The sequence below is a fragment of the Pseudomonas sp. GR 6-02 genome, assembly GCF_001655615.1.
Lineage (GTDB): Bacteria > Pseudomonadota > Gammaproteobacteria > Pseudomonadales > Pseudomonadaceae > Aquipseudomonas.
The window spans coordinates 1,071,729-1,096,149 of record NZ_CP011567.1 but is presented as its reverse complement, the minus strand read 5'-3'; the positions used below and the strand labels follow the sequence as shown (position 1 = coordinate 1,096,149).

Here is a 24,421-nt window from a genome sequence, read left to right as displayed (position 1 = left end):
TAACTTGCTTTGGCACAGGCCTTTGCGGTGGCTTTCTGTCGCCGTTTCATGCCCTCACAGGTCACTGGCCCTTCAATGAATACACCGTTTTCCTGCGTAGGTTGTGGCAAATGCTGCAACGACCACCATGTTCCCCTGACACTGGCCGAAGCCCGCATGTGGGCGGCAGATGGCGGCCAGGTGATCGTGCTGGTGGAAGCCTTTCTCGCCAACGGCCTGGGCCTGCCAACACAACAACGCGAACACGCCGAACGCCGTTCGGCGCTGGTTCGCAGTGGCACTTGCGAAGCGCACGTGGCGATCACCTTTGCCGCCTACAACGTCGGCCCCTGCCGGAATCTTGACGAAGACAACCTCTGCAGCATCTACGAACGCCGACCGCTGGTTTGCCGCATCTATCCAATGGAAATCAACCCGCACATCCCGCTCAACCCGGCAGCAAAGGATTGCCCGCCCGAGTCATGGGACAAAGGCCCGGATCTGATTGTTGGCGGTGAACTGGTCGATCAGGAACTGGCGGGATTGATCCAGCGCTCTCGCCAAGCGGATCGCGATGAGATTCAGGCCAAGGATGCGATTTGCGCGCTATTGGGGATTCGAACGACAGCGCTGAAAGGCGATGGGTTTACCGCATATCTGCCGGACATGACCGCGTTTGCCATGGTGATCGATCAGGTGGCGCAGCAATCGCAGGCCGGGTCGGGCGGAGAATGGCTGTTTCATGTGTCTGGCGATGATATCGCCGGGCAAGTGCTGGCGGCCGGGGCGCAGGTGGTGACTGAAGCGCCGCTGAACTATGCGTTTATTTCGTTGCGGGCAGCGTAAACGCCAAACCGCTGCGCAGCATCCGTGCGCAGCGGTTCTTTTACTTTAGCGAGCAGCAACCGCCAGGCATTCGACTTCCACGCGCGCATCCAGCACCAGCTTTTTGCCAGCGAATGTCGTGCGAGCAGGCAAACGGTCCGCCGGAAAATAGCGGCTATACACCGTATTCATGGCAGCGAAATCATTGATGTCTGCAAGGATGACCGTGCATTTGACCAGCTGAGACAACGTCGAACCACTGCGGTGTAATGCGGCTTGCAGATTTTCCATGGTCTGGGTTATCTGCGGGACAATCCCGCCCTTGACCAACTCGCCATCGGAGCCCGTCCCGAGCACGCCGGACAGATAGAGGGTGGTGCCGGCTTGCACCGCTTCGGAGAATGGCAAGCCTCCTTCAGCAGGGAAATAGCGTGGCGAATCTGGCACGGTGGGCGGTAGGTAGCGCCCGGTAATCGCCTGGTACTGGCCATTCTGCTTGAGACGCTCAAGGGCCGCATTCAGCTCATCGCGCAAGGCGGTGTCGGATTTTCGCACAGCCATCGCCACGCCACTGCCCAGCATGGGGTCCTTGAGCGCAGGCCCGGCAAAATCAAATCCTTGCCCCTGAGGCTGACTTAAAAACGCCTGGGTGATTTCAATCGAGTCTTGCAGGGTCGCGTCGATCTCACCCGCCAGCAGGCTGGCTATCAGTTGACTGTTGAAATGAAAACTGCGCACCGTCACTCCCGCCGGAGCCCAACGGGACTTGGCGAACGCCTCACGGCTGGTACCTGTCAGAACGCCGACACGCTTGCCTTTGAGCGATTGCGCATCCGGCTGCAGATTCGCCCCTGTACGCGCCACCAGACGGCTGTTCAAGGGATAAAGATTATCGGTGAAGTCGAGCCGTTCTCGACGCGCCGGCGTTGCCGTCATGGGCATGATCACATCGAAATGGTTGGCCTCCAGGGCCGGGATATTGGTGGCGTAATCCTGATCAACCCAGACACAGCGTTTTTTGAGTTCGGTACATAGCGCATTACCCAGTTCGATGTTCAATCCGACCAGCTCACCTTTGTCGTTGCGACTCTCGAAGGGGGGAACCAGGGCCTCGACCCCGAAACGGATCTGTGGATTGGCCGCAGACGAAACACAGCCGGCGGTCAGGACCACCAGCGACAACAGGGAGAAGATTTTTACCAAAGGCATTTCGGTGACCGTCATCAAGCATTCAGGGACATGAATCTTTGATGAGTGGTCACCGACTTCCCAGAGGACAAATCGCTCATCCTTGTGGGAATTGTCTCAATGACAGAAGGAACTGCTACCGACAAAAAACGCCTGGCGGTCAGCGTTTGCCCATCGAACGACGAGTGCCAGGAGGCGCTGCGCCCGGGGTCTTGGTGTGGCCGTTCTTGGCGCCATTCTTGTACCAAGGCTGGCTGGCGCTCTTCGCGCCGGCCAGTTCCCCCGGCTTGAACGGAAACTTGAACGCCGGGATCGCCGCTTTGGTTTCGCTGTCGGCGCTGGAGTCGACGCTGTCGGGCAGGTCTGCCTGGTCGTCGCGCAAAGCGTCGGCAACCGGCGGTTGTGTCGGGGAAGTCATGAAAGCTCCGGGTGATGCTAAAGAGTCGGGCCCGGTAGGCGAGCCGCGAAAGGCGGCAGTATACCTGTGTCGGAGGCTGCAGGCTGCAGCTGGTCAGTCGGGTTTTGTGCCGACTGACCAACCGCCATCGCGAGCCTGCTCGCGATGGAACGATAACGCGGTCTACGCCGGATCGACGTTATCCAGCGCCCGGTTCACCGCCAGCTCCGCCAGCATGATGCTCTGTTGAATCGCCAGCGCCATGTAGCGCTGCGGGCCGGTCAGGACGTTGGCGAAATCGCTGGCCAGGACACTCGCCGTGGCTAACGATTCGTAGGCGTGGGCCAAGAGGCTTTCGGTATCCATATTCGGGGCGACGATGAACATGGTGCTGGGGCGGCGTTTTTTTTCGGTGTAGGGCGTTGGGGGATCGAGGTAGTAGTCGAGCGCGCGTTTTATGGCTTCGCGGTCTTTGAGTAATTCTTCGGCGCGCGAGGCTTCGGCGTTGGGGGTGGTGGTGTTGAAGGGTGGATCGGGGATTAACTTGTTGCTCATTGAAACATCCTCTAATCAATTGGAGCCATCACTCATCGTTTCTCACGCGACGGAGTGGTGGCAGCTATGTGCGGAGTGAGAAACCGGTAGAGGATCAAACCCGGCCGGACCGAAGTCCGCCCGCACACAGCCGCCATAGAGCATTGCAGGCAGCGGATAAGCTGGCGGCGATTATGGTGGTACTGGCGATGGATTAAAACCTCTTCCGGGCTCTCACACCCGATCGCTGAATTGTCAGCGACAGCAAAAGACTAGAGAGCCCGCTTCCGACGAACAACCTGAAAGATACGTGGGAAAGGTCTGCGTTCAGGCACATCGATTAAACATTCAAAAGCGGCACGCGGAGCGTCCCTGGCGGCATTCCCACGCGGGAGCGTGGGAACGATCATTCGGGTACAGACGAAAGAAATTGGTCGGCTGTCAGGCCGCCTTCGCGGGCAAGCCTCGCTCCTACGATGAAGCGGCGTACACCCGCCAAACTACAGGCCGAGCGTTAGCTCGCCTGCCGCTTTTGATCTTGATTCACCCGCCCCTTCGGGAGGCCTCGTTCCGGTGTTCATCTGGGGATTGGCGCGCAGCGCCGTTCGACGCAGTCGAACACATCGCATGTAGGTTGAAGCGAAGCCAACCGTAGGGCGATGCCCCCAGATGGATACCGGAGCGAAGGAACCCCGAGCCTCAGCGAGGGGCCGTACGTTCGGGGCGAGACCTTTTGGTTCCTTTTGGGGCGTTTGCCAAAAGGGACTCGCCGTAAGGGCGAAACCATAAGCCGCCGTTACCGCAGCAACGGATATGTACACCACCCACAAGAACATGGTCGGCCCAAAGGCCGCCAAGACCAAAGGAATCAGCAACAACCAAAGGAGGTCCAAACTGACAGAGCCGTCAGTTACCAGTCACGCTCCTGACCGGCGAACAGGTTTATAAAGGAAGGTATAAACCTGACAAAACCAGACCACTCAGCCCGGCGCCCCACTCGCATGCGAATTCAGAAAAAAACCGCCCTGCTCGCCGCCCTTCTGATCGCCCTGGCAGCGACGGGCGTTTGGTACGCCACCAAACCCGCCGCCACCAAACTGGCCGCCCCCACCGCCATTCCCGTGCGGGTGGTCAGCGTCGTCGAAAAAGATGTGCCCCGCTACGTCAGCGGCATCGGCTCGGTGTTGTCCTTGCACAGCGTGGTCGTGCGCCCGCAAATCGACGGCATCCTCACCAAACTGCTGGTCAAGGAAGGCCAACTGGTGAACCAGGGTGACCTGCTGGCCACCCTCGATGACCGCTCGATCCGCGCCAGCCTCGACCAGGCCCGGGCGCAACTGGGCGAAAGCCAGGCGCAACTGCAAGTGGCCCAGGTCAACCTCAAGCGCTACAAATTGCTGAGGGTCGACGACGGCGTGTCCAAGCAGACCTACGACCAGCAACAAGCCCTGGTCAACCAACTCAAAGCCACCGCCCAAGGCAATCAGGCATCCATCGACGCCGCTCTGGTGCAGCTTTCCTACACACAGATTCGCTCGCCAGTCACCGGTCGCGTTGGTATTCGCACAGTCGATGAAGGCAACTTCCTGCGCATGACCGACACCCAAGGTCTGTTCACGGTGACCCAGATCGACCCGATCGCCGTGGAGTTTTCCCTGCCGCAGCAAATGCTGCCGACCCTGCAAGGCCTGATCAACAATCCACAGCAAGCACCGGTCAAGGCTTACATCGGCGCCGACACTGACGGTGAAACCGGCAACCTGCTGGGCGAAGGTCACCTGACCCTGATCGACAACCAGATCAACGCCAACACCGGCACCATCCGCGCCAAGGCCGAATTCGCCAACCCCGCACAGAAACTCTGGCCGGGCCTGCTGGTGACGGTAAAGATTCAGACGGCGCTGGATAAAAATGCGCTGGTGGTGCCGCCCACGGTCGTACAACGCGGGCTCGATCAACATTTCGTGTACAGGGTCAACGGCGACAAGGTCGAAGCCGTGCAGGTACAGATGGTTTATCAAGGCAGCGGCCAGGACATTATCAAAGGCGTTAAACCGGGCGACGTGCTGGTCAGCGACGGCCAATCGAGACTCAAACCCGGCTCGACGGTTCAGGTACTGAGCGAGCCACCGCAAGTGGTCCAGTCGGAGCCAAAACCATGAAGGGCCACGGTTCCATTTCCGCGTGGTGCATCGATCATCCGGTGGCGACGGTCCTGCTGACCTTTGCCCTTATATTGCTCGGCGTCATCGCCTTCCCGCGACTGTCGATCGCGCCACTGCCGGAAGCGGAATTCCCGACCATTCAGGTGGCCGCGCAGCTGCCCGGTGCCAACCCGGAGACCATGGCCTCGTCGGTGGCCACGCCGCTTGAAGTGCAATTCAGCGCCATCCCCGGCGTGACCCAGATGACCTCGAGCAGCGCCCTGGGCTCGACCATCCTGACCCTGCAATTCACCCTCGACAAAAGCATCGACACCGCCGCCCAGGAAGTCCAGGCCGCGATCAACACCGCCGCCGGCAAACTGCCCAAAGATATGCCCAACCTGCCAACCTGGCGCAAGGTCAACCCGGCTGACAGTCCGGTGCTGATTCTCAGCATCAATTCACCGCAAATGCCCGGCACCGAACTCAGCGATCTGGTGGAAACCCTGCTCGCCCGTCAGATCAGTCAGATCGACGGTGTAGGCCAAGTGAACATCACCGGTCAGCAACGTCCGGCGATTCGCGTGCAGGCCTCGGCGGACAAACTCGCCGCCATTGGCCTGACCCTGGCGGACATTCGCCTGGCGATCCAGAAAACCAGCCTCAACCAGGCCAAAGGTGCGTTGTACGGCGAGTCGAGCATCTCGACCCTGTCCACCAACGACCAGTTGTTCCACCCCGAGGATTACAGCCAACTCATCGTTTCCTACAAGAACGGTGCCCCAGTTCATCTCAAGGACGTGGCCAAAGTGGTCAACGGTTCAGAAGATGCCTACATCCAGGCCTGGGCTGACGGCCAGCCGGGGGTGAACCTGGTGATTTTCCGGCAACCGAGCGCCAACATCGTCGAGACCGTTGATCGAATTCAAGCGGCCCTGCCGACACTGAATGCCATGTTGCCGGCTTCGGTGCAGGTCAAGGTGTTGATCGACCGCACCCAGACCATCCGCGCCTCGCTGCATGAAGTGGAAGTCACCCTGCTGATCGCGATCCTGCTGGTGGTGGCGGTGATGGCGCTGTTCCTGCGGCAACTGTCGGCGACCCTGATCGTGACAGCGGTGCTCGGTGTGTCGCTGACTGCCAGTTTCGCCCTGATGTACATCATGGGCTTCAGCCTGAATAACCTGACGCTGGTGGCGATCGTGGTGTCCGTCGGGTTTGTGGTCGACGATGCGATTGTGGTGGTGGAAAACATTCACCGGCACCTGGAGGCCGGCGACGGCATGCGCGAGGCGGCGATCAAAGGCGCCGGCGAGATCGGTTTTACCGTGGTCTCGATCAGTTTCTCGCTGGTGGCGGCGTTCATTCCGCTGCTGTTCATGGGCGGCGTGGTCGGGCGGCTGTTCAAGGAATTCGCCCTGACCGCGACCTCGACCATCCTGATTTCGGTGGTGGTGTCCCTGACCCTGGCACCGACGCTGGCCGCGCTGTTCATGCGCGCACCGGCGCATCATGCCCACAGCAAGCCGGGTTTCGGCGAGCGCTTGCTGGCGCTGTACGATAAGGGCCTGCGCCGCGCCCTCGCCCATCAGACATTGATGATCGGTGTGTTCGGCCTGTCGCTGGGGCTGGCCATTGCCGGTTACATCTTCATCCCCAAAGGCTTCTTCCCGGTACAGGACACCGGATTTGTCCTCGGCACCACCGAAGCAGCTGCAGATATTTCCTACGGCGACATGGTGAAAAAACACTTGGCGATGGCCGAAATCGTCGCCGCCGACCCCGCCGTCGAGACGTTCTCGCACTCGGTCGGCGTTTCAGGCAGCAACCAGACCATCGCCAACGGCCGCTTCTGGATTTCGCTGAAAAAACGTGGTGACCGCGATGTGTCCGCCAGCCAGTTCATCGACCGGATTCGCCCGCAACTGATGAAAGTCCCGGGCATCGTGCTGTACCTGCGCGCCGGGCAAGACATCAACCTCAGCTCCGGCCCGAGCCGCGCCCAGTACCAATATGTGCTCAAGAGCAACGACGGTGCCCTCCTGAGTACCTGGACCCAGCGCTTGACGGAAAAACTGCGCAGCAACCCGGCGTTCCGCGACATTTCCAACGACTTGCAACTGGGCGGCAGCATCACCCACATCAGCATCGACCGCACCGCGGCGGCGCGTTTCGGCCTGACCGCCAGCGATGTCGACGAAGCGCTGTACGACGCCTTCGGCCAGCGGCAGATCAATGAATTCCAGACCCAGACCAACCAGTACAACGTGATTCTGGAACTGGACACCAAACAGCGCGGCAAGGCCGAAAGCCTCAACTATTTCTACCTGCGCTCGCCGCTGAGTGGGGAAATGGTGCCGCTGTCGGCCCTGGCGAAATTCGATGCACCGACCATCGGCCCGTTGTCCATCGCTCACGACGGAATGTTCCCGGCGGCCAACCTGTCATTCAACCTGGCTTCCGGCGTGGCGTTGGGTGATGCGGTGATCATGCTCAACCAGGCCAAGGCTGACATCGGTATGCCGGCCGCCATCAGCGGTAACTTCCAGGGCGCGGCCCAGGCGTTCCAGAGTTCGCTGGCCAGCCAGCCGTGGTTGATTCTGGCGGCGTTGGTGGCGGTGTACATCATTCTCGGCGTGCTGTACGAAAGCTTCGTGCATCCACTGACGATCATTTCGACCCTGCCTTCGGCGGGGCTCGGGGCGGTGATCATGCTGTGGATCTGCGGCCAGGACTTTTCGATCATGGCGCTGATCGGGCTGGTGCTGCTGATCGGTATCGTCAAGAAGAACGGTATCCTGATGATCGACTTCGCGCTGGATGCCCAGCGCAACCGTGGCCTGCCACCGCTGGAGGCGATCCATGAGGCCTGCCTTACACGGTTCCGGCCGATCATCATGACCACGCTTGCCGCCCTGCTCGGCGCCTTGCCGTTGATGATCGGCTACGGCACCGGCGCCGAACTGCGCCAGCCATTGGGCATCGCGGTGGTCGGCGGTTTGCTGGTGAGTCAGGCGCTGACGCTGTTCACTACGCCGGTCATATACTTGTGGCTTGAGCGGATATTCCATAGACCCACACCAGCACAGCAGCCGGTGCTGGCGACCACAGACTGAGGCGGGGTCATGCGCGTTCTGATTATCGAAGACGAGGAAAAAACCGCGGACTATCTGCACCGCGGTCTGACGGAACAAGGTTACACCGTGGACGTGGCCCGCGATGGCGTCGAAGGCCTGCACCTGGCGCTGGAAAATGACTACGCGGTGATTGTCCTCGACGTCATGCTGCCGGGCCTCGACGGTTTCGGCGTGCTGCGCGCATTGCGTGCGCGCAAGCAAACCCCGGTGATCATGCTCACCGCCCGCGAGCGGGTGGAAGACCGCATCAAAGGTCTGCGCGATGGCGCCGACGATTACCTCGGCAAACCGTTTTCCTTCCTCGAACTGGTGGCGCGCCTGCAAGCGCTGACCCGTCGCAGCGGTGGCCACGAGCCGGTGCAGGTGAGCATCGCCGACCTGTGGATAGATTTGATCAGCCGCAAAGCCACCCGCGCCGGCACCCGCCTGGACCTGACCGCCAAGGAGTTCTCACTGTTGAGTGTGTTGGCGCGCAGACAGGGTGAAATCCTCTCGAAAACCGCCATCGCCGAGATGGTCTGGGACATCAATTTCGACAGCGACGCCAACGTGGTCGAAGTCGCGATCAAACGCCTGCGGGCCAAGCTCGACGGGCCGTTCGACGAAAAATTGCTGCACACCATTCGTGGCATGGGTTATGTGCTGGAGAGCCGTGGTGTCCAGTAACTCCATCGCGCTGCGCCTGAGCGGGATGTTTACGCTGGTGGCGCTGCTGGTGTTTCTGTTGATCGGCGGTGCGCTGTATCAACAGGTCGACAAGGGCTTGGGCCTGCTGCCCGAAGCCGAGCTCGATGCCCGCTACAGCGTGCTCGAATCGGCGCTCAACCGTTACGGCACGCCCGAGCATTGGGTGAAGATCAACGCCAAGCTCAAGCTGCTGAGCGAAGAAGACAAGCGCATTCGCTTTTGGGTGGTCAGCGGTAATCCCGGTTATGAATACGGCCAACCCGACGCGTCGATCCGCGCGTTCGCCCAAGGCCCATTGGGCATGCGCGACATGGAATTACCCGACCATCCGTACCCGCTGAAAGTGCTGCTAACCGAGTTGCCAGCCAAGGACCAGCGCCCACCGCTGCGCTTCATGATCGGCATCGACACCGAAACCTTTTACGAGACGCAGCACCACTTGCTGATCGCCCTGATCAGCCTGGCGATCATTGGGGTATTGCTGGCCTCGCTACTCGGTTACTGGGTGGCGCGGATCGGCCTCAAACCACTGATCAAGTTGTCGCAGGAAGCCCAGCGCCTGGCACCACCGAGGCTGTCCGGGCGCCTGCAATTATCGCCATTGCCCCCGGAGCTCGATCAGTTCGTCAGTTCGTTCAACGCCACGCTGGAACGGGTGGAACAGGCCTACTCGCGGCTGGAATCGTTCAATGCCGACGTGGCCCATGAACTGCGCTCGCCGCTGACCAACCTGATCGGTCAGACCCAGGTTGCACTGACACGCGGGCGTTCAGCCGAACACTATTTCGAAGTGCTGCAATCGAACCTCGAAGAGCTGGAGCGGCTGCGCTCAATCATCAACGACATGCTGTTCCTCGCCAGCGCCGACCAAGGCAGCAAGGCCACCCAACTGACGTCCACCTCACTGGCTGATGAAGTGGCGACGACGCTGGAATATCTGGATTTCATTCTTGAGGATGCGCAGGTTCAGGTCGAGGTCAGTGGCGATGCGCAGGTGCGAATCGAGATCGCACATCTGCGCCGGGCGTTGATCAACCTGCTGAGCAACGCGGTGCAGCACACCGCGCCTGGGCAAGTGATTCAGGTGCGGATCGAAGTCGAGGAACACCAAGTGAGCATCGGCGTCGCCAACCCGGGGTCGCCGATTGCCAATGAGCATCTGCCGCGTCTGTTCGAACGCTTCTACCGGGTCGATGCGTCACGCAGTAACAGCGGCAACAACCATGGCCTGGGGTTGGCGATCGTCAAGGCGATTGCGCTGATGCATGGCGGGGATGTGTTTGTGCGCAGTGATCATGGGATGAATACCTTCGGCATTCACCTTCCAGTCTGACCCCCCACTCCCTGTGGCGAGCGAGCTTGCTCGCGCTGGGCTGCGAAGCGGCCCCAAAAATACGACTACATTCAATCAGACAGGCCACATACTCCGATTACGACTGCTGCGCAGCCGAGCGGGAGCAAGCTCCCTCGCCACAAAAAAAGCCAAACCACTTGCAACTGCGGACTGTTACTTTTAGCGCAACAGTCCTTTATGCAATCCACTCTTTTTCCCCTCGCCCAAGCCCCTTATCGTTGCCCCATCAAACAGCACTTGCCAAGCAAGAAGGTTTAAAAGATGTCCAACAGTATGGGTATTGCCAGCGCTTTCGTTTTGTCGTCCCTGTTCCTGTCTCCGTTCGCCATGGCTGAAGAGTCGCAGACATTCGTCGCACAAAATGCCGAACGCGCCAAGGCCTACGAACAGTATCAAAACGAACTGACAGCCAAGGCCCAAGAGGCTGCGCAAACCCCTCAAGCGTCGAGCACTCAAGCCCAGCCACGGGTTGAGAAAGACAGCTGATCCATACGTATCGCTCTGTTTCCCTCGACACTTTTCATCGGCTCTTCCCTTTGAAAAGTTGTCTTCAAAGCCGCTGCTATCAGCGGCTTTTTTTCGTGGTGGTTTTAAACCCCTTCAGTTCATCTTCCCTGACAACAAACATCCGCACTTCAAAACAATGAAGTACTTAGTTGACCCAAGGAGCTTTACCGCACGTGCGTTTCCCTCTCAGATTCAGTCCGCTGTTCATTGCAATCACTGCAACGATGGCCAACAACGCGCAGGCCGACGACGAATCCAGCCGCGAAGGCTTTGTCGATGGGGCGAGCCTCAACCTCAATGCCCGCAACTACTACATGAACCGCAATCGCCTGCAAAAGGCCGATGACAACATCGAGTGGGGTCAGGGCTTTCTCGGTCGCTTCGAATCGGGATTCAGCCAGGGCACCATCGGTTTCGGCGTTGATGCCCATGCGATGCTCGGGCTCAAGCTCGACGGCGGTGGTGGCACCGACGGGTCGAGCATCCTGCCGATCAGCGAGGGCAACGGCAAGGCACCGGGCTCGTTTTCCACCGCTGGCGGCACCCTGAAAATGCGGGCCTTCGATACCGAATTGAAGGCCGGCGACCTGTTCCTTGCCAACCCGGTGATCGCCGGTGGCGAAACCCGCATGCTGCCGCAGACCTTTCGCGGCGTCAGCCTGACCAACCACAGTGTCGACGGGTTGATGATCGAGGGCGGTCAGGCCAGCTTCACCAAACTCTACAACCATAGCGGCCACACCCGCATCGGCACGTCCTATGGCAGCCTGGCCGATGGTGATGAAAGCCGGCATTTGAATTGGGCCGGTGTGGCCTGGAGCGGCCTGCCGGGCCTGACCAGCAGCCTGTATGCGGCCGAACTCAAGGACATCTGGAACCAGTACTACTACGACCTGGACTACACCTATTCGCTGAATGACTTGGTCAGCCTCAACCCGGGCCTGCACTTCTATCACACGCAAGACACCGGCGATGCACTGCTGGGCAACATCGACAACAACACCTACAGCCTGCATTTCACCGTCGACGTGGGCCATCACAGCGTCACCGCCGCCTACCAGCGGGTCAACGGCAACACGCCGTTCGATTACATCAGCCAGGGCGACAGCATTTATCTCGACAACTCCCAGCAGTATTCGGACTTCAACGGTCCGAATGAGCGCTCGTGGAAACTCAAGTACGCCTACGACTTTGCTGGCCTCGACATGCCCGGCCTGACCTCGGCGGTGTCCTACTCACGGGGTGAACTGGACCTGACCAAGGTCGATCCGGACAGCCGCGGTTACGCCTCGTGGTACAGCGCCGACGGCAGAAACGCCACGCATCGGGAACGAGACATCGAGCTCAAGTACGTGGTCCAGGGTAGCAAGGCCAAAGACCTGGCGATGCGTCTGCAATGGGCGTCTAACCGTGGCGGCAACGGTTACGGTGCGCTGGATCAGGACACGGATGAATACCGGGTAATTGTCGACTACCCGGTGAATGTCTTCTAAGCTTCAATTAGCAAAAGGCCAGCATGTTTTGCTGGCCTTTTTATTATCCGGGATTTATATAGGCGCGCAGGACGCAACCGGTTTCTGGGACTCTGCCCGATTCTTGTAAAAGCACTTTCATAACGCCTTATTTGCAGAAGTCAGAACCATGAGTGTGAACAGTGCGAAATCCGGTGATCCGATCCGTTCGACACGCTCGGAGCGGCTTCTGGTTCTCAGTAGTGTGTTGTTGGTGATTGCAATACTGAGCATCGTCGCGTTCCTGCTGATCCGCGAACACGCCAATGCCAAATTGTCCGCCGCTCGCGCCGCCAACAATATCGTGCAATTGATCGACGCCGACGTGCTGCGCAATGTCGAACTCTATGACGTGTCCCTGCTGGGTTTGATCGCAGCCTCCCAGCGGGAAGACCTCAAGAGCGTTTCCCCGGCCATTCGTCACCTGGCCTATTTCGACCGCGCCACTGCCGCGCCGTACAAGGGCAACATCTTGTTGCTCGACAACAAGGGCTATGTGATCGCCGACTCGGCCTCGGTGGAGCCCAGAAAGGGCAACTTTGCCGATCGCGAATACTTCCAGGCCCACATCAACAATCCGGACCCGGCCATGTTCATCAGTCGCCCTTTCAAGGCCCGGCCGCCGGAACAGGATTGGCGGATCAGTTTCAGCCGCCGGGTGAACGGCACCCAGGGTGAGTTCCTCGGCGTGGCCGAGGCCGCCATGCATTTGAGCTACTTCGATCAGTTGTTCAACAGCTTGAGCATCGGCCGCGACAGTACGGTCAGCCTGATCAGCAAGGACGGGATTCTCCTGGCCCACCAACCCCACCTGGCCGAAGAGCTGATCGGCAAGGATTTCAGCAACCGCCCCAATTTCCAGCGCATCGTCAAAGAAGGCAACGGCAGCTTCACCGGCATGTCCAGTCGATACAACGATGAGCGTTTGTACACCTTCTCCAAGGTCGGGAATTTGCCGTTGATCGTCATCGTTGCGCTGTCCAGCGATGAAGTCTTTGCGGCCTGGAAGCGCACCGCGGTGGTAGTCACTTCTGCGACCGTTGCCCTGTGCGTGAGCCTGCTGTGGCTGACCTGGTTGCTCTGCCGGGAGCTGCGTCGACGCCAAAGCGCCGAGCAGGAACTGGCACAACTGGCCGCCACCGACCCCTTGACCGGTCTGGCCAATCGCCGAAGCCTGGATCAGGCTCTGCACCATGAATGGTTTCGTGCCCAGCGTTCCGGTCAGCCGTTGTCGCTGTTGATGATCGATATCGATCATTTCAAGGCGTTCAATGATCGCCACGGCCACCGAGGGGGCGACGATGCCTTGCGCTCGGTGGCCAAGGTGATCGACACCCATGTTCGACGGCCGGCGGACCTGGTCGCCCGGTATGGTGGCGAGGAGTTTTCAGTGATCCTGGCTGAAACCGACAGCGCCGGAGCCCAACAGATTGCCGAAAAAATCCGTATGGCGGTGGAGCAATTGCCGTTGGTGGGAGGTGATGTGTCACCGATTACTGTCAGTATTGGTATCAGTACCTGGACGACAGCAACCGACATCAGCCTGGAACAGTTGCTGTTTGCAGCGGACAAGGCGCTGTATCAGGCCAAGGAAAACGGGCGGAACCGGGTGGTCGCTGCGGATTGATCGTTCCCGCTGGCATAAAAAAAGGCCACCCGAAGGTAGCCTTTAAAAAACTAGAGAGGTTTTTTGCTTACACGGCCGCAACAGGACGCATGTAAGAGATCGGTGCGGTGCTGGCGTCTTCGAACGTCACGACTTCCCAAGCATCTGTCTGCTCAATCAACTTGCGCAGCAGCTGGTTGTTCAATGCGTGTCCGGACTTGAAGCCCTTGAACTCACCAATCAGGCTATTGCCCAGCAGGTAGAGGTCACCAATCGCATCGAGGATTTTGTGCTTCACAAATTCGTCTTCATAGCGAAGGCCGTCTTCGTTCAGTACACCATCCGCGTCGACCACAATTGCGTTTTCAACGCTGCCGCCGAGTGCGAGGTTGTGCTTGCGCAGGTACTCGATATCACTCATGAAACCAAAGGTACGCGCGCGGCTGACTTCTTTTACGAACGAAGTGCTGGAAAAATCCACGCTTGCACTTTGTGTGCGGTCACGGAAAACCGGGTGATCGAAATCGATCTCGAAGCTCACTTTGAAACCTTCGAAAGGGACGAAAGTGGCGCGCTTGTCGCCGTCTTCCACTGTCACTTCCCGCAGGATCCGGATGAACTTCTTGGCGGCGTCCTGCTCTTCCAGGCCGGCCGATTGAATCAGGAATACGAAGGGTCCAGCGCTACCATCCATGATCGGGACTTCGGACGCGGAGAGCTCGACGTAGGCGTTATCGATGCCCAGGCCAGCCATGGCCGAGAGCAGGTGCTCCACCGTGTCCACTTTGACGTCACCGTTAACAAGCGTGGTCGACATAGTGGTTTCGCCAACGTTTTCCGCGCGGGCAGGAATCTGCACCACAGGGTCGAGGTCAGCACGACAAAACACAATGCCGGTGTCGACAGGCGCTGGCTTGAGGGTCAGGTAGACCTTCTCCCCGGAGTGCAGGCCGACACCTGTGGCACGGATAATATTCTTCAGGGTGCGTTGTTTAATCATGGCATGGGCCGCTTCAGCGCAAATTGCGAACTGGTATCAACAAAGGCTGGCGATGATAGCAGACCAGACCTTTGCTGAACACCAATCACCCTAATACCCCTGATACATTTCATCAATCGGCCTGACGACGCAGGAAAGCCGGGATGTCCAGGTAGTCCAGATCATCTTGCGGGTTCATCTTCGCGGCAGTCGCAGCACCGGCCTGAGCCTGGTTGCGCATGACGGTCGGACGGTCCAGGTCACGGTAGTTCACCGCAGGCTGTTCCTGACGAACAGGGGCTTGTTGTTGTGGCTGGGAAGCCATCGAGGTGTGAACGGTGTTGTCGATGACCTTCACAGGCTTCTCGATTTTAGCGCCCAGACCTGTGGCAACCACAGTCACGTGCAGCTCGTCGCGCATGTCCGGATCGATAACGGTACCGACCTTGACCATTGCGTGCTCGGAAGCGAAAGCTTCGATGATGCTACCCACGTCGGAGTACTCACCCAGGGACAGGTCAGGACCGGCGGTGATGTTCACCAGGATGCCGCGTGCACCTTGCAGGTTCACGTCTTCGAGCAGCGGGTTGCGAATGGCCGCTTCGGTCGCTTCACGTGCACGGTTCGGACCGCTGGCGCAGCCAGTGCCCATCATCGCCATGCCCATTTCGCTCATCACGGTACGTACGTCGGCGAAGTCGACGTTGATCATGCCCGGACGCTTGATGATGTCGGAGATACCGCGAACGGCACCGGCCAGTACATCGTCGGCCTTGGCGAAAGCCGACAAGAGGCTTGCGTCTTTACCGAGGATGGTCAGCAGCTTCTCGTTGGGAATGGTGATCAACGAGTCGACGCTTTCAGACAGCAGACGGATACCTTCGTCGGCGAGCTGCATGCGCTTGCGGCCTTCGAACGGGAACGGACGGGTCACCACCGCAACGGTGAGGATCCCCATTTCCTTGGCCACTTCAGCAATGATTGGCGCTGCACCGGTACCGGTACCGCCGCCCATGCCGGTCGTGATGAACACCATGTTGGTGCCCTGCAGGACTTCGGCAATGCGCTCACGGTCTTCGAGAGCGGCCTGACGACCTACTTCAGGGTTGGCGCCAGCGCCCAGACCTTTGGTCACGCTGGTACCCAGTTGCAGAATGGTGCGCGCGCTGATGCTTTTCAGCGCTTGGGCATCAGTGTTGGCGCAGATGAATTCAACGCCTTCAATGTTGCTCTTGACCATGTGATTGACAGCGTTGCCGCCGCCTCCGCCAACACCGATAACTTTAATAACCGGGCTTGCGGGGATGTTGTCTACGAGTTCGAACATTTTCCCTCTCCTTACATTCTCTAGTTTTTTCGCCTACTGCTTTTGAAGCGGTGTTGCGGTAAAGCTTTAGAAATTGCCTTGTACCCAGCTCTTGATGCGATCGAGCAGAGCGGCTTTCGGTTCGTCGTTGCTGTAGCTGTCGCGGCTGCCAATGCCCGAGAACGAAATCCCGTCGGACTGCTTCTGCAGGCCGTACATCAACAGGCCAACGCCGGTGGAATAGATCGGGTTGCGGACCACGTCGTCCAGACCCTTGACGCCATGGGGCACGCCCAGGCGAACCGGCATGTGGAAGATCTCTTCGGCCAGTTCGACCGCGCCTTCCATCTTCGACGTACCGCCGGTCAGCACGATGCCGGCCGGGATCAGGTCTTCATAGCCGCTGCGACGCAGTTCGGCCTGGATCAGGGTGAACAGCTCGTCGTAACGCGGCTCGACCACTTCGGCCAAGGCCTGGCGGGACAGTTCGCGCGGTGGACGGTCGCCAACACTCGGTACCTTGATGGTTTCGCCGGCACCGGCCAGTTTGGCCAGGGCGCAGGCATAGCGAATCTTGATTTCTTCGGCGTACTGGGTCGGGGTGCGCAACGCCATCGCGATGTCGTTGGTCACCTGGTCGCCCGCAATCGGGATCACTGCGGTGTGGCGGATCGCGCCTTCGGTGAAGATCGCGATGTCGGTGGTACCGCCGCCGATGTCCACCAGGCACACGCCCAGTTCTTTCTCGTCGTCGGTCAGCACCGAATACGCCGAAGCCAGTTGCTCGAGAATGATGTCGTCGATTTCCAGGCCACAGCGACGCACGCACTTTTCAATGTTCTGTGCGGCGTTGACGGCGCAGGTGACCACGTGAACCTTGGCTTCCAGACGCACGCCGGACATGCCCAGCGGCTCGCGCACGCCTTCCTGGTTATCGATCACATAATCCTGCGGCAGGGTGTGCAGCACGCGCTGGTCAGCCGGAATTGCCACAGCCTGGGCGGCGTCGAGGACGCGTTCAAGGTCGGCGGAGCTGACTTCGCGATCACGAATCGCCACGATACCGTGGGAGTTCAGGCTGCGGATGTGATTGCCGGCCACGCCGACGAACGCCGAGTGGATCCGGCAACCGGCCATCAGCTGCGCTTCTTCGATAGCGCGCTGGATCGACTGGACGGTGGACTCGATGTTCACCACTACGCCTTTTTTCAGGCCGCGGGACGGATGTGTACCGATCCCGACGATTTCGAGCGTGCCGTCGTCCGCGACCTCGCCGACCAGCGCCACCACCTTGGAGGTGCCGATATCGAGACCGACGATCATTTTGCCGCTTTGCACGTTTGCCATGGGTCCTGCCTCTTCTTAATTCTTTGCGACAGCGGGTTGGGCTGTCGTCGGCGCTACAGGTTCCCGCCAGCCAACGGCAAGGCCGTTGGCGTAGCGCAGATCGATGCGCGCAATGTTCGTAATCTGCTCTTTGAGCGTCTTGTCATAGATGGCAATGAAGCGGCGCATCTTTTCCACCAGGTTGCCGCGTCCCAGCAGCAGTTCGATTCCGGGACCGGCGCTGCCTGCGCCGGTGGTCAGGAACCAGCTGCCTCGTTCACGCAACTCCAGGCGTGCAATCGAGAAGCCCAATGGCCTGAGCATCTGGCTCAGCACCTGGTATTGCTGCATCACTTGTTGCTGAGCCCGCTGCGGGCCGAACAGCTGTGGCAAGTGTTCGTAGTTCGCCAGCTCGCGCGGGGTGAACGCCTGTCCCTGGTTGTTCAACAGCGACTCATCGCCCCAACGGGCCACCGGCAGTTGTTCTTCCAGGCGAATCACTACCTGATCCGGCCACACCCGACGCACTTCGGCGTGGGCAATCCATGGCATCTGTTCAAGCTCGGTGCGCATGCTCGCCAGGTCGATGGTGAAGAAGCTCGACGCCACGTACGGGGCGATCCGCTGCTGCACCGCTTGCTGGCTGATGTAACTCAAGTCGCCCTGCACGGCGATTTTGGTGATCGGCCGGTCGGCGTACGGCAGCAAACGCTGTGCGCCTTCGTAAGTACCGAACCCCAACGCCACCAGCAACACGGGCCAGAACAGGCTTTTCAGAAAACCGAAGTTGGCTTTCGGCAGGCGCACGGACATCGGCTCTTTGGCCACCATTCGGCTGGCACCCCGCGGCACCGGCTTGCGGCCGGGTGGTGCGGAGGGCTGATGTCTCAGCTGTGCGCCTTGCATGGTCTTACCCTCGTGGCTCGATGCTTGCGGCCAGAATCGCCAGAACCAGTTGCTGGAAATCCAGGCCAGCGGCACGGGCCGCCATTGGCACCAGACTGTGATCGGTCATGCCCGGTGCGGTGTTGACTTCCAGGAACCAGAACTGCCCGTCGGCGTCCTGCATCACGTCCGCCCTGCCCCAACCGGCGATACCCAGCGCCTCACAGGCTTTGGCCGTGAGGTCCATGAGTTCCTTTTCTTTGTCGCTGTCCAGGCCGCACGGAATGCGGTACTGGGTATCGTTGGCGATGTACTTGGCGTCGTAGTCGTAGAAACTGTGCGTCGTGCCCAGGGCAATCGGTGGCAACACCTGGTCACGCAGGGTGGCGATGGTGAACTCCGGACCGTGAATCCATTGCTCTACCAACACTTGCGAATCGTAGGTACTGGCCGCTTTCCATGCCTCGATCAACTCGGGCGCGGTAGTCACTTTGGCCATCCCGATACTGGAACCTTCATGGGCCGGTTTGACGATCAACGGGAAGCCCAGTTCCGTGGCCGCCGAAATACAATCGGCCTCGCAGCGCAGTACCGCGTGGCGTGGCGTCGGAATGCCGAGGCTGTGCCAGACCTGCTTGGTGCGCAGTTTGTCCATGGCCAGGGCCGAGGCCAGAATGCCGCTGCCGGTGTACGGAATTCCTGCGCATTCGAGCAGGCCCTGCATGCTGCCGTCTTCACCGCCACGACCGTGGAGGATGATGAAGGCGCGGTCGATTTTTTCGTTCAGCAAGCGTTGCAGCAGGTCATCGCCTACATCAATACCGAACGCGTCCACGCCGGCGCTTTGCAGTGCTTCGAGCACCGCGTTACCCGACTTCAGGGACACTTCACGCTCGGCACTCTTGCCGCCGAACAGCACGGCAACGCGACCGAAATCCTTCGGCGCTACAGTGGAGACGAGGTTGGCGTAAGCAGCAGTCATTTCAACTTCCCCTCTACCGGTGCGGCAACGGCCCCGGCGAACAACGGACTGTTCAACAGTTTGGGTGCGAGACCGCCGATATCACCGGCGCCCTGGCACAGCAGAATGTCGCCGGCACGCAGCAGCGGCTTGACGATCGGCGCGAGGTCGATGCCGCGCTCGATATAGATCGGGTCGAGCTGACCGCGCTGACGGATGCTGTTGCACAGCTTGCGGCTGTCGGCGCCCGGAATCGGCTCTTCGCCGGCCGGATAGACTTCCATCAGCAGCAGCACGTTGGCGTCGGCCAGCACATTGACGAAGTCGTCGTACAGGTCGCGGGTGCGGCTGTAACGGTGCGGCTGGTAGACCATCACCAGACGGCGCTCCGGCCAGCCACCGCGCACGGCTTTGATCACGGCCGCGACTTCGGTCGGGTGGTGACCGTAGTCGTCCACCAGCATCACGTTGCCGCCTTCGACCGGCAGTTCGCCGTACACCTGGAAGCGACGGCCAACACCCTGGAAGCCGGACAGGCCCTGGACGATGGCTTCATCGCTGACGCCTTCGTCGGTGGCGATGCAAATGGTCGCCAGCGCGTTCAACACGTTGTGGTTGCCCGGCATGTTCACCGAGACATCCAGCGGCTCGCGATCAGGGCGCAGCACGGTGAAGAAAGTCTGCATGCCTTGTTGGCGTACGTTGATGGCGCGTACGTCGGCGTCATCGCCGAAGCCGTAAGTGACCGTCGGACGCTTCACCAGCGGGAGGATTTCACGCACCACCGGATCGTCCAGGCACACCACCGCCAAACCGTAGAACGGCAGGTTGTGCAGGAACTCGACGAAGGTTTTCTTCAGCTTGTTGAAGTCACCGTCGTAGGTCGCCATGTGGTCGGCGTCGATGTTGGTGACCACGGCCACCAGCGGCTGCAAGTGCAGGAAGCTGGCATCGCTTTCGTCGGCTTCGGCGATCAGGTAGCGGCTGGTGCCGAGCTGGGCATTGGTGCCCGCGGCATTCAGACGGCCACCGATGACGAACGTCGGGTCCAGGCCACCGGCGGCGAACACCGAAGCGATCAGGCTGGTGGTGGTGGTTTTGCCGTGGGTACCGGCGACGGCGATGCCGTGGCGGTAGCGCATCAGCTCGGCGAGCATCTCGGCACGCGGCACCACCGGAATCCGGCGTTCCAGCGCGGTCGCGACTTCCGGGTTGGACGTGTTGACGGCGCTCGACACCACCAGCACGTCGGCGGCTGCGGCGTTCTCGGCACGGTGGCCGATGAAAATATGCGCACCAAAAGATTCCAGGCGCTCGGTCACCGGCGAAGCTTTCAAGTCGGAACCGGACACTTGATAGCCCAGGTTCAGCAACACTTCGGCGATACCGCACATACCCACGCCGCCGATTCCGACGAAGTGGATACGACGGATACGGCGCATTTCCGGTTGTGGCATGGCTTTCTTGTTCTCAACCATGGGCCACCTCAAGGCAAGTATCGACCACGTTACGAGTGGCATCGGGTTTGGCCAGGCGGCGTGCCGCGCTGGCCATGTCGTTGAGTCGTTGCGGTTGCATCAAGACCTCTGTCAGGCGAGCGGCAAGGTCCGCTGCGCCAGTCGTTCTTTGCGGCATCAGGAAGGCAGCGCCTTCACGGGCCAAATAATCGGCGTTGCGGGTCTGGTGATCGTCGATCGCGTGGGGCAAAGGCACCAGCATCGAGGGCAGACCGGCGGCCGCCAGTTCACTGATGGTCAGCGCTCCTGCGCGGCACACCACCAGGTCGGCCCAGCCATAGGCTTGGGCCATGTCTTTGATGAATGGCTGCACTTGCGCCTCGACGCCAGCCGCGCGATAGCGCTCTGCAGTCACTTCATCGTGGTTTTTGCCGGCCTGATGGAACACGTCCGGGCGCAGGTCGGGGGCGACTTGCGACAGGGCTTCAGGCAGCAACTTGTTCAACGGCTCTGCGCCCAGGCTTCCGCCCAGGATCAGCAAACGCGCCTTGCGACCGGCCAGGGCAGGTCGCGGTGTTTCGAGGAACAGCTCGGTGCGCACCGGGTTACCGGTGGTCCGACGGCTGTCCGACAGGGTAAAGGTGTCGGGGAACGCTTCACAGACTCGGGCGGCCAACGGCACCAGCAACCGATTGGCGGTACCGGCCACGGCGTTCTGCTCGTGAACGATGACCGGCACGCCGGCCAGTCTGGCTGCAACGCCGCCAGGGCCAGTCACAAAACCACCAAAGCCGACCACACAGACTGGCCGCAGCTGACGAATGATCGCCCGCGCCTGCCAGATCGACTTGAGCAACATGACCGGCGCCTTGAGCAGGGACAATTTGCCCTTGCCGCGCAAACCGCTGGCGTGGATCCGATGCAATTCAATACCGGCCGCCGGCACCAGATCGTTTTCGATCCCGCGGGGCGTGCCGAGCCAGTGCACGGTGTAGCCGCGGGCCTGGAACTCACGCGCACAGGAAAGTGCCGGGAACACATGGCCCCCGGTGCCGCCAGCCATGATCAGTACGTTAGCGCCCATGGTTCGGCTCCTCGGCGAAGTCGCTCTCATGGAATTCCATTTCTTCGCTGCCCAAATGGGTTCGACTCTCCCACTCGATGCGCAGCAACAATCCAAGACAGGCACAGCAGATCACCAACGAACTGCCGCCATAACTGAGGAATGGCAGGGTCAGACCTTTGGTCGGCAGCAGGCCGACGTTCACGCCGATGTTGATCAGGAACTGGCCGATCCACAGGAACGACAAGCCGTAAGCAACGTAGGCGGCAAAAAACTGTTTGGCTTTCTCGGCCCACAGGCCAATGTACATGCCCCGAATACACACGAAGACGAACAGCGCCACCGTGCACAAGGAACCCACGGCCCCCAGCTCTTCAGCCAGCACCGAAAACACGAAGTCGGTATGGGCTTCCGGCAGGTAGAACTGTTTCTGCACGCTGTTGCCCAGGCCGACGCCCAGCCATTCGCCGCGACCGAAAGCGATCAAGGCCTGGGAGAGCTGATAGCCGGCACCGAACTGGTCGGCCCACGGATCGGCAAAGTTGGTCAGACGCGCCATTCGATACGGCTGCATCTGAATCAACAACACCACCGCCGCGACAGCCAGGACCACCATCAGGGAAAACCGGAACAGCCCGACCCCGCCGAGGAACAGCATCGCCGCAGCTGCCCCCATCATCACGACGGTGGCACCAAAGTCCGGCTCCATCAGCAACAGACCCGCCATTGGCAACAGCACGATGAACGGCTTGAAGAAGCCCATCCAGCTTTCACGCACTTCTTTCTGGCGACGCACCAGATAACCGGCGAGGTAGATCACCACGAACACCTTGGCGATCTCGGAAGGCTGAACGTTGAAGAAACTGAAGCCGATCCAGCGCATCGAACCGTTCACTTCCCGGCCGATCCCCGGGATGATCACCATCACCAGCAAGCCGAATGCACCAATCAGCATCAGCCAGCCCAAGCGTTGCCAGGTGGCAATCGGAATCATCATGGTGACGACGCAGGCACCCAGGCCCAGCACAACGTAAACAAGGTGGCGAATCATGTAGTACAGGGCGCTGCCCGACTGCACCGCCCCCACCTCGGTCGATGCCGAGGCAATCATGATCAGCCCCAGGCCGAGCAGTGCCAGGCAACCGGCGAGCATCGGGAAATCGAGGTCGATACCGCGCCCGGTGATCAGCGGCGATGGATACGGCTTGATGATGTTTCTCAAGCTCATGCCAGATCCTCCACGGCGCGGACGAACTGGTGACCACGGTCTTCATAGTTCTTGAACATGTCGAAGCTGGCGCAGGCCGGCGACAGCAGCACCGCGTCGCCCTTTTCGGCGATGGCGCGGCATTGCTCGACCGCTTCGATCAGCGAGCCGACGCGAATCAGTGGCACGGCATCGCCGATGGCCTCACCGATCTTGTCGGAATCACGGCCCATCAAAATGACGGCGCGGCAGTTGGCCGCCACCGGATCACGCAAATCCTTGAATTCGGCGCCCTTGCCATCGCCACCGGCGATCAGCACAAGCTTGCCGTCGATGTCCGCCCCCAGGCCTTCGATGGCCGCCAATGCGGCGCCGACGTTGGTGGCTTTGGAATCGTTGTAGTAGCTCACGCCATCAAGGTCGCGGACCCACTGGCAGCGGTGCTCGAGCCCGGCGAAATTGCGCAGGGCTGAAAGCATGGCGTCGAACGGCAGGCCGACGGCGTGACCGAGCGCCAATGCCGCGAGGGCGTTGGACTGGTTATGCGCACCACGAACTTTCAGCTCGCGTACCGGCATCAGGTTCTGGAATTCGAAGGCCAGGTATTTCTCGCCGCTCTCTTCTCGAATGCCGAAGGCCTTGAAGTCGGGTTTGTTCAAACCGAAGGTCCAGCACGGCTGACCTTCACCCATCAGCGGACGGCTCAGGGCGTCCTGACGGTTGACCACAAACTGCCTGGCGCCCCGGAAGATCCGGTGCTTGGCCAAGTGATAGGCCGGCAGACCGCTGTAGCGGTCCATGTGGTCTTCACTGATGTTGAGCACGGTCGCCACTTCGGCGTTGAGCTGATCGGTGGTTTCGAGCTGGAAGCTCGACAGTTCCATCACATACAGCTCGATGTCGTCGCTGAGCAAATCCAGCGCCGGCGTGCCGAGGTTGCCACCAACGGCAACACGCTTGCCGGCCGCAGCCGCCATCTCGCCGACCAGGGTGGTGACGGTGCTTTTGGCGTTGGAACCGGTAATGGCGACAATCGGCGCTTTCGCGTTACGCGCGAACAGCTCGATGTCTCCGGACATTTTCACGCCACGGGCGGCGGCAGCCTGCAGGGCCGGGGTCGCCAGCGCCAGGCCGGGGCTCACGTAGAGCTCATCGGCACGGCACAGGAATTCGACGTCCAGCTCGCCACAACGCACTTCCACGTGCGGATAGTCACGCTTGAGCGTGGCCAGTTCCGGTGGATTTTCCCGCGTATCGGCGACAGCAAACGACACGCCCCGGTTCGCCAGGAAGCGAACCAGGGACATGCCGCTCTTGCCGAGGCCGACAACGATGCGGAAGTGGTCAGAAGCGATCAGAGACACTCGT

20 protein-coding genes are annotated in these 24,421 nt (G+C 60.3%); 8 read left to right on the top strand and 12 right to left on the bottom strand.

Annotation, left to right across the window (positions count from 1 at the left end):
- Window positions 1-75 precede the first annotated feature (75 nt).
- On the top strand, window positions 76-825 hold the full coding sequence (locus PGR6_RS04685) for a YkgJ family cysteine cluster protein (RefSeq protein ID WP_064616212.1): 750 nt from the start codon (window positions 76-78) through the stop codon (window positions 823-825).
- A gap of 45 nt (window positions 826-870) precedes the next feature.
- On the opposite strand, the gene PGR6_RS04680 is transcribed toward PGR6_RS04685, so the two are convergent.
- The 3 genes from PGR6_RS04680 to PGR6_RS04670 all read right to left on the bottom strand — a co-directional run bounded on the left by PGR6_RS04680 (window position 871) and on the right by PGR6_RS04670 (window position 2,944).
- Window positions 871-2,013 (bottom strand): transporter substrate-binding domain-containing protein, encoded by a 1,143-nt coding sequence (locus PGR6_RS04680; RefSeq protein ID WP_064621197.1) that lies wholly within the window; start codon window positions 2,011-2,013, stop codon window positions 871-873.
- A gap of 139 nt (window positions 2,014-2,152) precedes the next feature.
- Entirely contained in the window at window positions 2,153-2,410 is a 258-nt protein-coding gene (locus tag PGR6_RS04675) for a hypothetical protein (protein ID WP_019582340.1), read from the bottom strand.
- A gap of 162 nt (window positions 2,411-2,572) precedes the next feature.
- A complete protein-coding gene (locus tag PGR6_RS04670) occupies window positions 2,573-2,944 on the bottom strand; it encodes a DUF6124 family protein (protein WP_064616211.1) in 372 nt (123 codons plus the stop codon).
- Window positions 2,945-3,924: 980 nt separating this feature from the next.
- Between PGR6_RS04670 and PGR6_RS04665 the strand changes: the two genes are divergently transcribed.
- The 7 genes from PGR6_RS04665 (at window position 3,925) to PGR6_RS04635 (ending at window position 13,890) form a co-directional block, all read left to right on the top strand.
- A complete protein-coding gene (locus tag PGR6_RS04665) occupies window positions 3,925-5,085 on the top strand; it encodes an efflux RND transporter periplasmic adaptor subunit (RefSeq protein WP_064616210.1) in 1,161 nt (386 codons plus the stop codon).
- Complete coding sequence (locus PGR6_RS04660; RefSeq protein ID WP_064616209.1) at window positions 5,082-8,183, top strand: multidrug efflux RND transporter permease subunit; 3,102 nt, start codon at window positions 5,082-5,084, stop codon at window positions 8,181-8,183. Before PGR6_RS04665 ends, PGR6_RS04660 begins: the two co-directional genes overlap by 4 nt.
- A gap of 9 nt (window positions 8,184-8,192) precedes the next feature.
- Window positions 8,193-8,870 (top strand): heavy metal response regulator transcription factor, encoded by a 678-nt coding sequence (locus tag PGR6_RS04655; RefSeq protein WP_018930141.1) that lies wholly within the window; start codon window positions 8,193-8,195, stop codon window positions 8,868-8,870.
- Window positions 8,860-10,224 carry a heavy metal sensor histidine kinase gene (locus PGR6_RS04650; protein WP_018930140.1) on the top strand — a complete coding sequence of 455 codons (1,365 nt, stop codon included), beginning with the start codon at window positions 8,860-8,862 and terminating at the stop codon, window positions 10,222-10,224. Before PGR6_RS04655 ends, PGR6_RS04650 begins: the two co-directional genes overlap by 11 nt.
- A 282-nt stretch (window positions 10,225-10,506) precedes the next feature.
- On the top strand, window positions 10,507-10,731 hold the full coding sequence (locus PGR6_RS04645) for a hypothetical protein (protein ID WP_064616208.1): 225 nt from the start codon (window positions 10,507-10,509) through the stop codon (window positions 10,729-10,731).
- Between the two features lie 194 nt (window positions 10,732-10,925).
- Window positions 10,926-12,245, top strand: coding sequence for an OprD family porin (locus PGR6_RS04640; RefSeq protein WP_064616207.1), 1,320 nt, complete (start codon window positions 10,926-10,928; stop codon window positions 12,243-12,245).
- Window positions 12,246-12,393: 148 nt separating this feature from the next.
- Entirely contained in the window at window positions 12,394-13,890 is a 1,497-nt protein-coding gene (locus PGR6_RS04635; protein ID WP_064616206.1) for a sensor domain-containing diguanylate cyclase, read from the top strand.
- 67 nt (window positions 13,891-13,957) lie between these two features.
- Here the strand turns inward: PGR6_RS04635 and lpxC are convergent, their stop codons facing one another.
- From lpxC to murD, 9 genes are all read right to left on the bottom strand, one after another.
- Window positions 13,958-14,869, bottom strand: a complete 912-nt coding sequence (gene lpxC / locus PGR6_RS04630) for a UDP-3-O-acyl-N-acetylglucosamine deacetylase (protein WP_007939852.1) — start codon at window positions 14,867-14,869, stop codon at window positions 13,958-13,960.
- Window positions 14,870-14,981: 112 nt separating this feature from the next.
- Window positions 14,982-16,175: a cell division protein FtsZ gene (gene ftsZ / locus PGR6_RS04625; protein WP_007939850.1), complete on the bottom strand. Its 1,194-nt coding sequence runs from the start codon at window positions 16,173-16,175 to the stop codon at window positions 14,982-14,984.
- A gap of 66 nt (window positions 16,176-16,241) precedes the next feature.
- Window positions 16,242-17,501 carry a cell division protein FtsA gene (ftsA, locus tag PGR6_RS04620; protein WP_007939849.1) on the bottom strand — a complete coding sequence of 420 codons (1,260 nt, stop codon included), beginning with the start codon at window positions 17,499-17,501 and terminating at the stop codon, window positions 16,242-16,244.
- Between the two features lie 15 nt (window positions 17,502-17,516).
- Window positions 17,517-18,386 carry a cell division protein FtsQ/DivIB gene (locus tag PGR6_RS04615; protein WP_007939848.1) on the bottom strand — a complete coding sequence of 290 codons (870 nt, stop codon included), beginning with the start codon at window positions 18,384-18,386 and terminating at the stop codon, window positions 17,517-17,519.
- A gap of 4 nt (window positions 18,387-18,390) precedes the next feature.
- Window positions 18,391-19,347 (bottom strand): D-alanine--D-alanine ligase, encoded by a 957-nt coding sequence (locus tag PGR6_RS04610; protein ID WP_064616205.1) that lies wholly within the window; start codon window positions 19,345-19,347, stop codon window positions 18,391-18,393.
- Complete coding sequence (murC, locus tag PGR6_RS04605) at window positions 19,344-20,804, bottom strand: UDP-N-acetylmuramate--L-alanine ligase (RefSeq protein ID WP_018930135.1); 1,461 nt, start codon at window positions 20,802-20,804, stop codon at window positions 19,344-19,346. The genes PGR6_RS04610 and murC overlap by 4 nt, the downstream gene beginning before the upstream one ends.
- On the bottom strand, window positions 20,797-21,867 hold the full coding sequence (gene murG, locus PGR6_RS04600; RefSeq protein ID WP_018930134.1) for an undecaprenyldiphospho-muramoylpentapeptide beta-N-acetylglucosaminyltransferase: 1,071 nt from the start codon (window positions 21,865-21,867) through the stop codon (window positions 20,797-20,799). Before murG ends, murC begins: the two co-directional genes overlap by 8 nt.
- Complete coding sequence (ftsW, locus tag PGR6_RS04595; protein ID WP_064616204.1) at window positions 21,857-23,074, bottom strand: putative lipid II flippase FtsW; 1,218 nt, start codon at window positions 23,072-23,074, stop codon at window positions 21,857-21,859. The genes murG and ftsW overlap by 11 nt, the downstream gene beginning before the upstream one ends.
- The gene (gene murD, locus PGR6_RS04590; protein ID WP_064616203.1) at window positions 23,071-24,417 is read right to left on the bottom strand and encodes a UDP-N-acetylmuramoyl-L-alanine--D-glutamate ligase; all 1,347 of its coding nucleotides are present in this window, start codon (window positions 24,415-24,417) and stop codon (window positions 23,071-23,073) included. The genes ftsW and murD overlap by 4 nt, the downstream gene beginning before the upstream one ends.
- Between the last annotated feature and the right edge of the window lie 4 nt (window positions 24,418-24,421).

Coding starts and splice junctions, on each gene's coding strand:
- PGR6_RS04685 (WP_064616212.1), top strand. CDS start 76: ATGAATACACCGTTTTCCTGCGTAGGTTGTGGCAAATGCTGCAACGAC.
- PGR6_RS04680 (WP_064621197.1), bottom strand. CDS start 2,013: ATGCCTTTGGTAAAAATCTTCTCCCTGTTGTCGCTGGTGGTCCTGACC.
- PGR6_RS04675 (WP_019582340.1), bottom strand. CDS start 2,410: ATGACTTCCCCGACACAACCGCCGGTTGCCGACGCTTTGCGCGACGAC.
- PGR6_RS04670 (WP_064616211.1), bottom strand. CDS start 2,944: ATGAGCAACAAGTTAATCCCCGATCCACCCTTCAACACCACCACCCCC.
- PGR6_RS04665 (WP_064616210.1), top strand. CDS start 3,925: ATGCGAATTCAGAAAAAAACCGCCCTGCTCGCCGCCCTTCTGATCGCC.
- PGR6_RS04660 (WP_064616209.1), top strand. CDS start 5,082: ATGAAGGGCCACGGTTCCATTTCCGCGTGGTGCATCGATCATCCGGTG.
- PGR6_RS04655 (WP_018930141.1), top strand. CDS start 8,193: ATGCGCGTTCTGATTATCGAAGACGAGGAAAAAACCGCGGACTATCTG.
- PGR6_RS04645 (WP_064616208.1), top strand. CDS start 10,507: ATGTCCAACAGTATGGGTATTGCCAGCGCTTTCGTTTTGTCGTCCCTG.
- PGR6_RS04635 (WP_064616206.1), top strand. CDS start 12,394: ATGAGTGTGAACAGTGCGAAATCCGGTGATCCGATCCGTTCGACACGC.
- lpxC (WP_007939852.1), bottom strand. CDS start 14,869: ATGATTAAACAACGCACCCTGAAGAATATTATCCGTGCCACAGGTGTC.
- ftsZ (WP_007939850.1), bottom strand. CDS start 16,175: ATGTTCGAACTCGTAGACAACATCCCCGCAAGCCCGGTTATTAAAGTT.
- ftsA (WP_007939849.1), bottom strand. CDS start 17,501: ATGGCAAACGTGCAAAGCGGCAAAATGATCGTCGGTCTCGATATCGGC.
- PGR6_RS04615 (WP_007939848.1), bottom strand. CDS start 18,386: ATGCAAGGCGCACAGCTGAGACATCAGCCCTCCGCACCACCCGGCCGC.
- PGR6_RS04610 (WP_064616205.1), bottom strand. CDS start 19,347: ATGACTGCTGCTTACGCCAACCTCGTCTCCACTGTAGCGCCGAAGGAT.
- murC (WP_018930135.1), bottom strand. CDS start 20,804: ATGGTTGAGAACAAGAAAGCCATGCCACAACCGGAAATGCGCCGTATC.
- murG (WP_018930134.1), bottom strand. CDS start 21,867: ATGGGCGCTAACGTACTGATCATGGCTGGCGGCACCGGGGGCCATGTG.
- ftsW (WP_064616204.1), bottom strand. CDS start 23,074: ATGAGCTTGAGAAACATCATCAAGCCGTATCCATCGCCGCTGATCACC.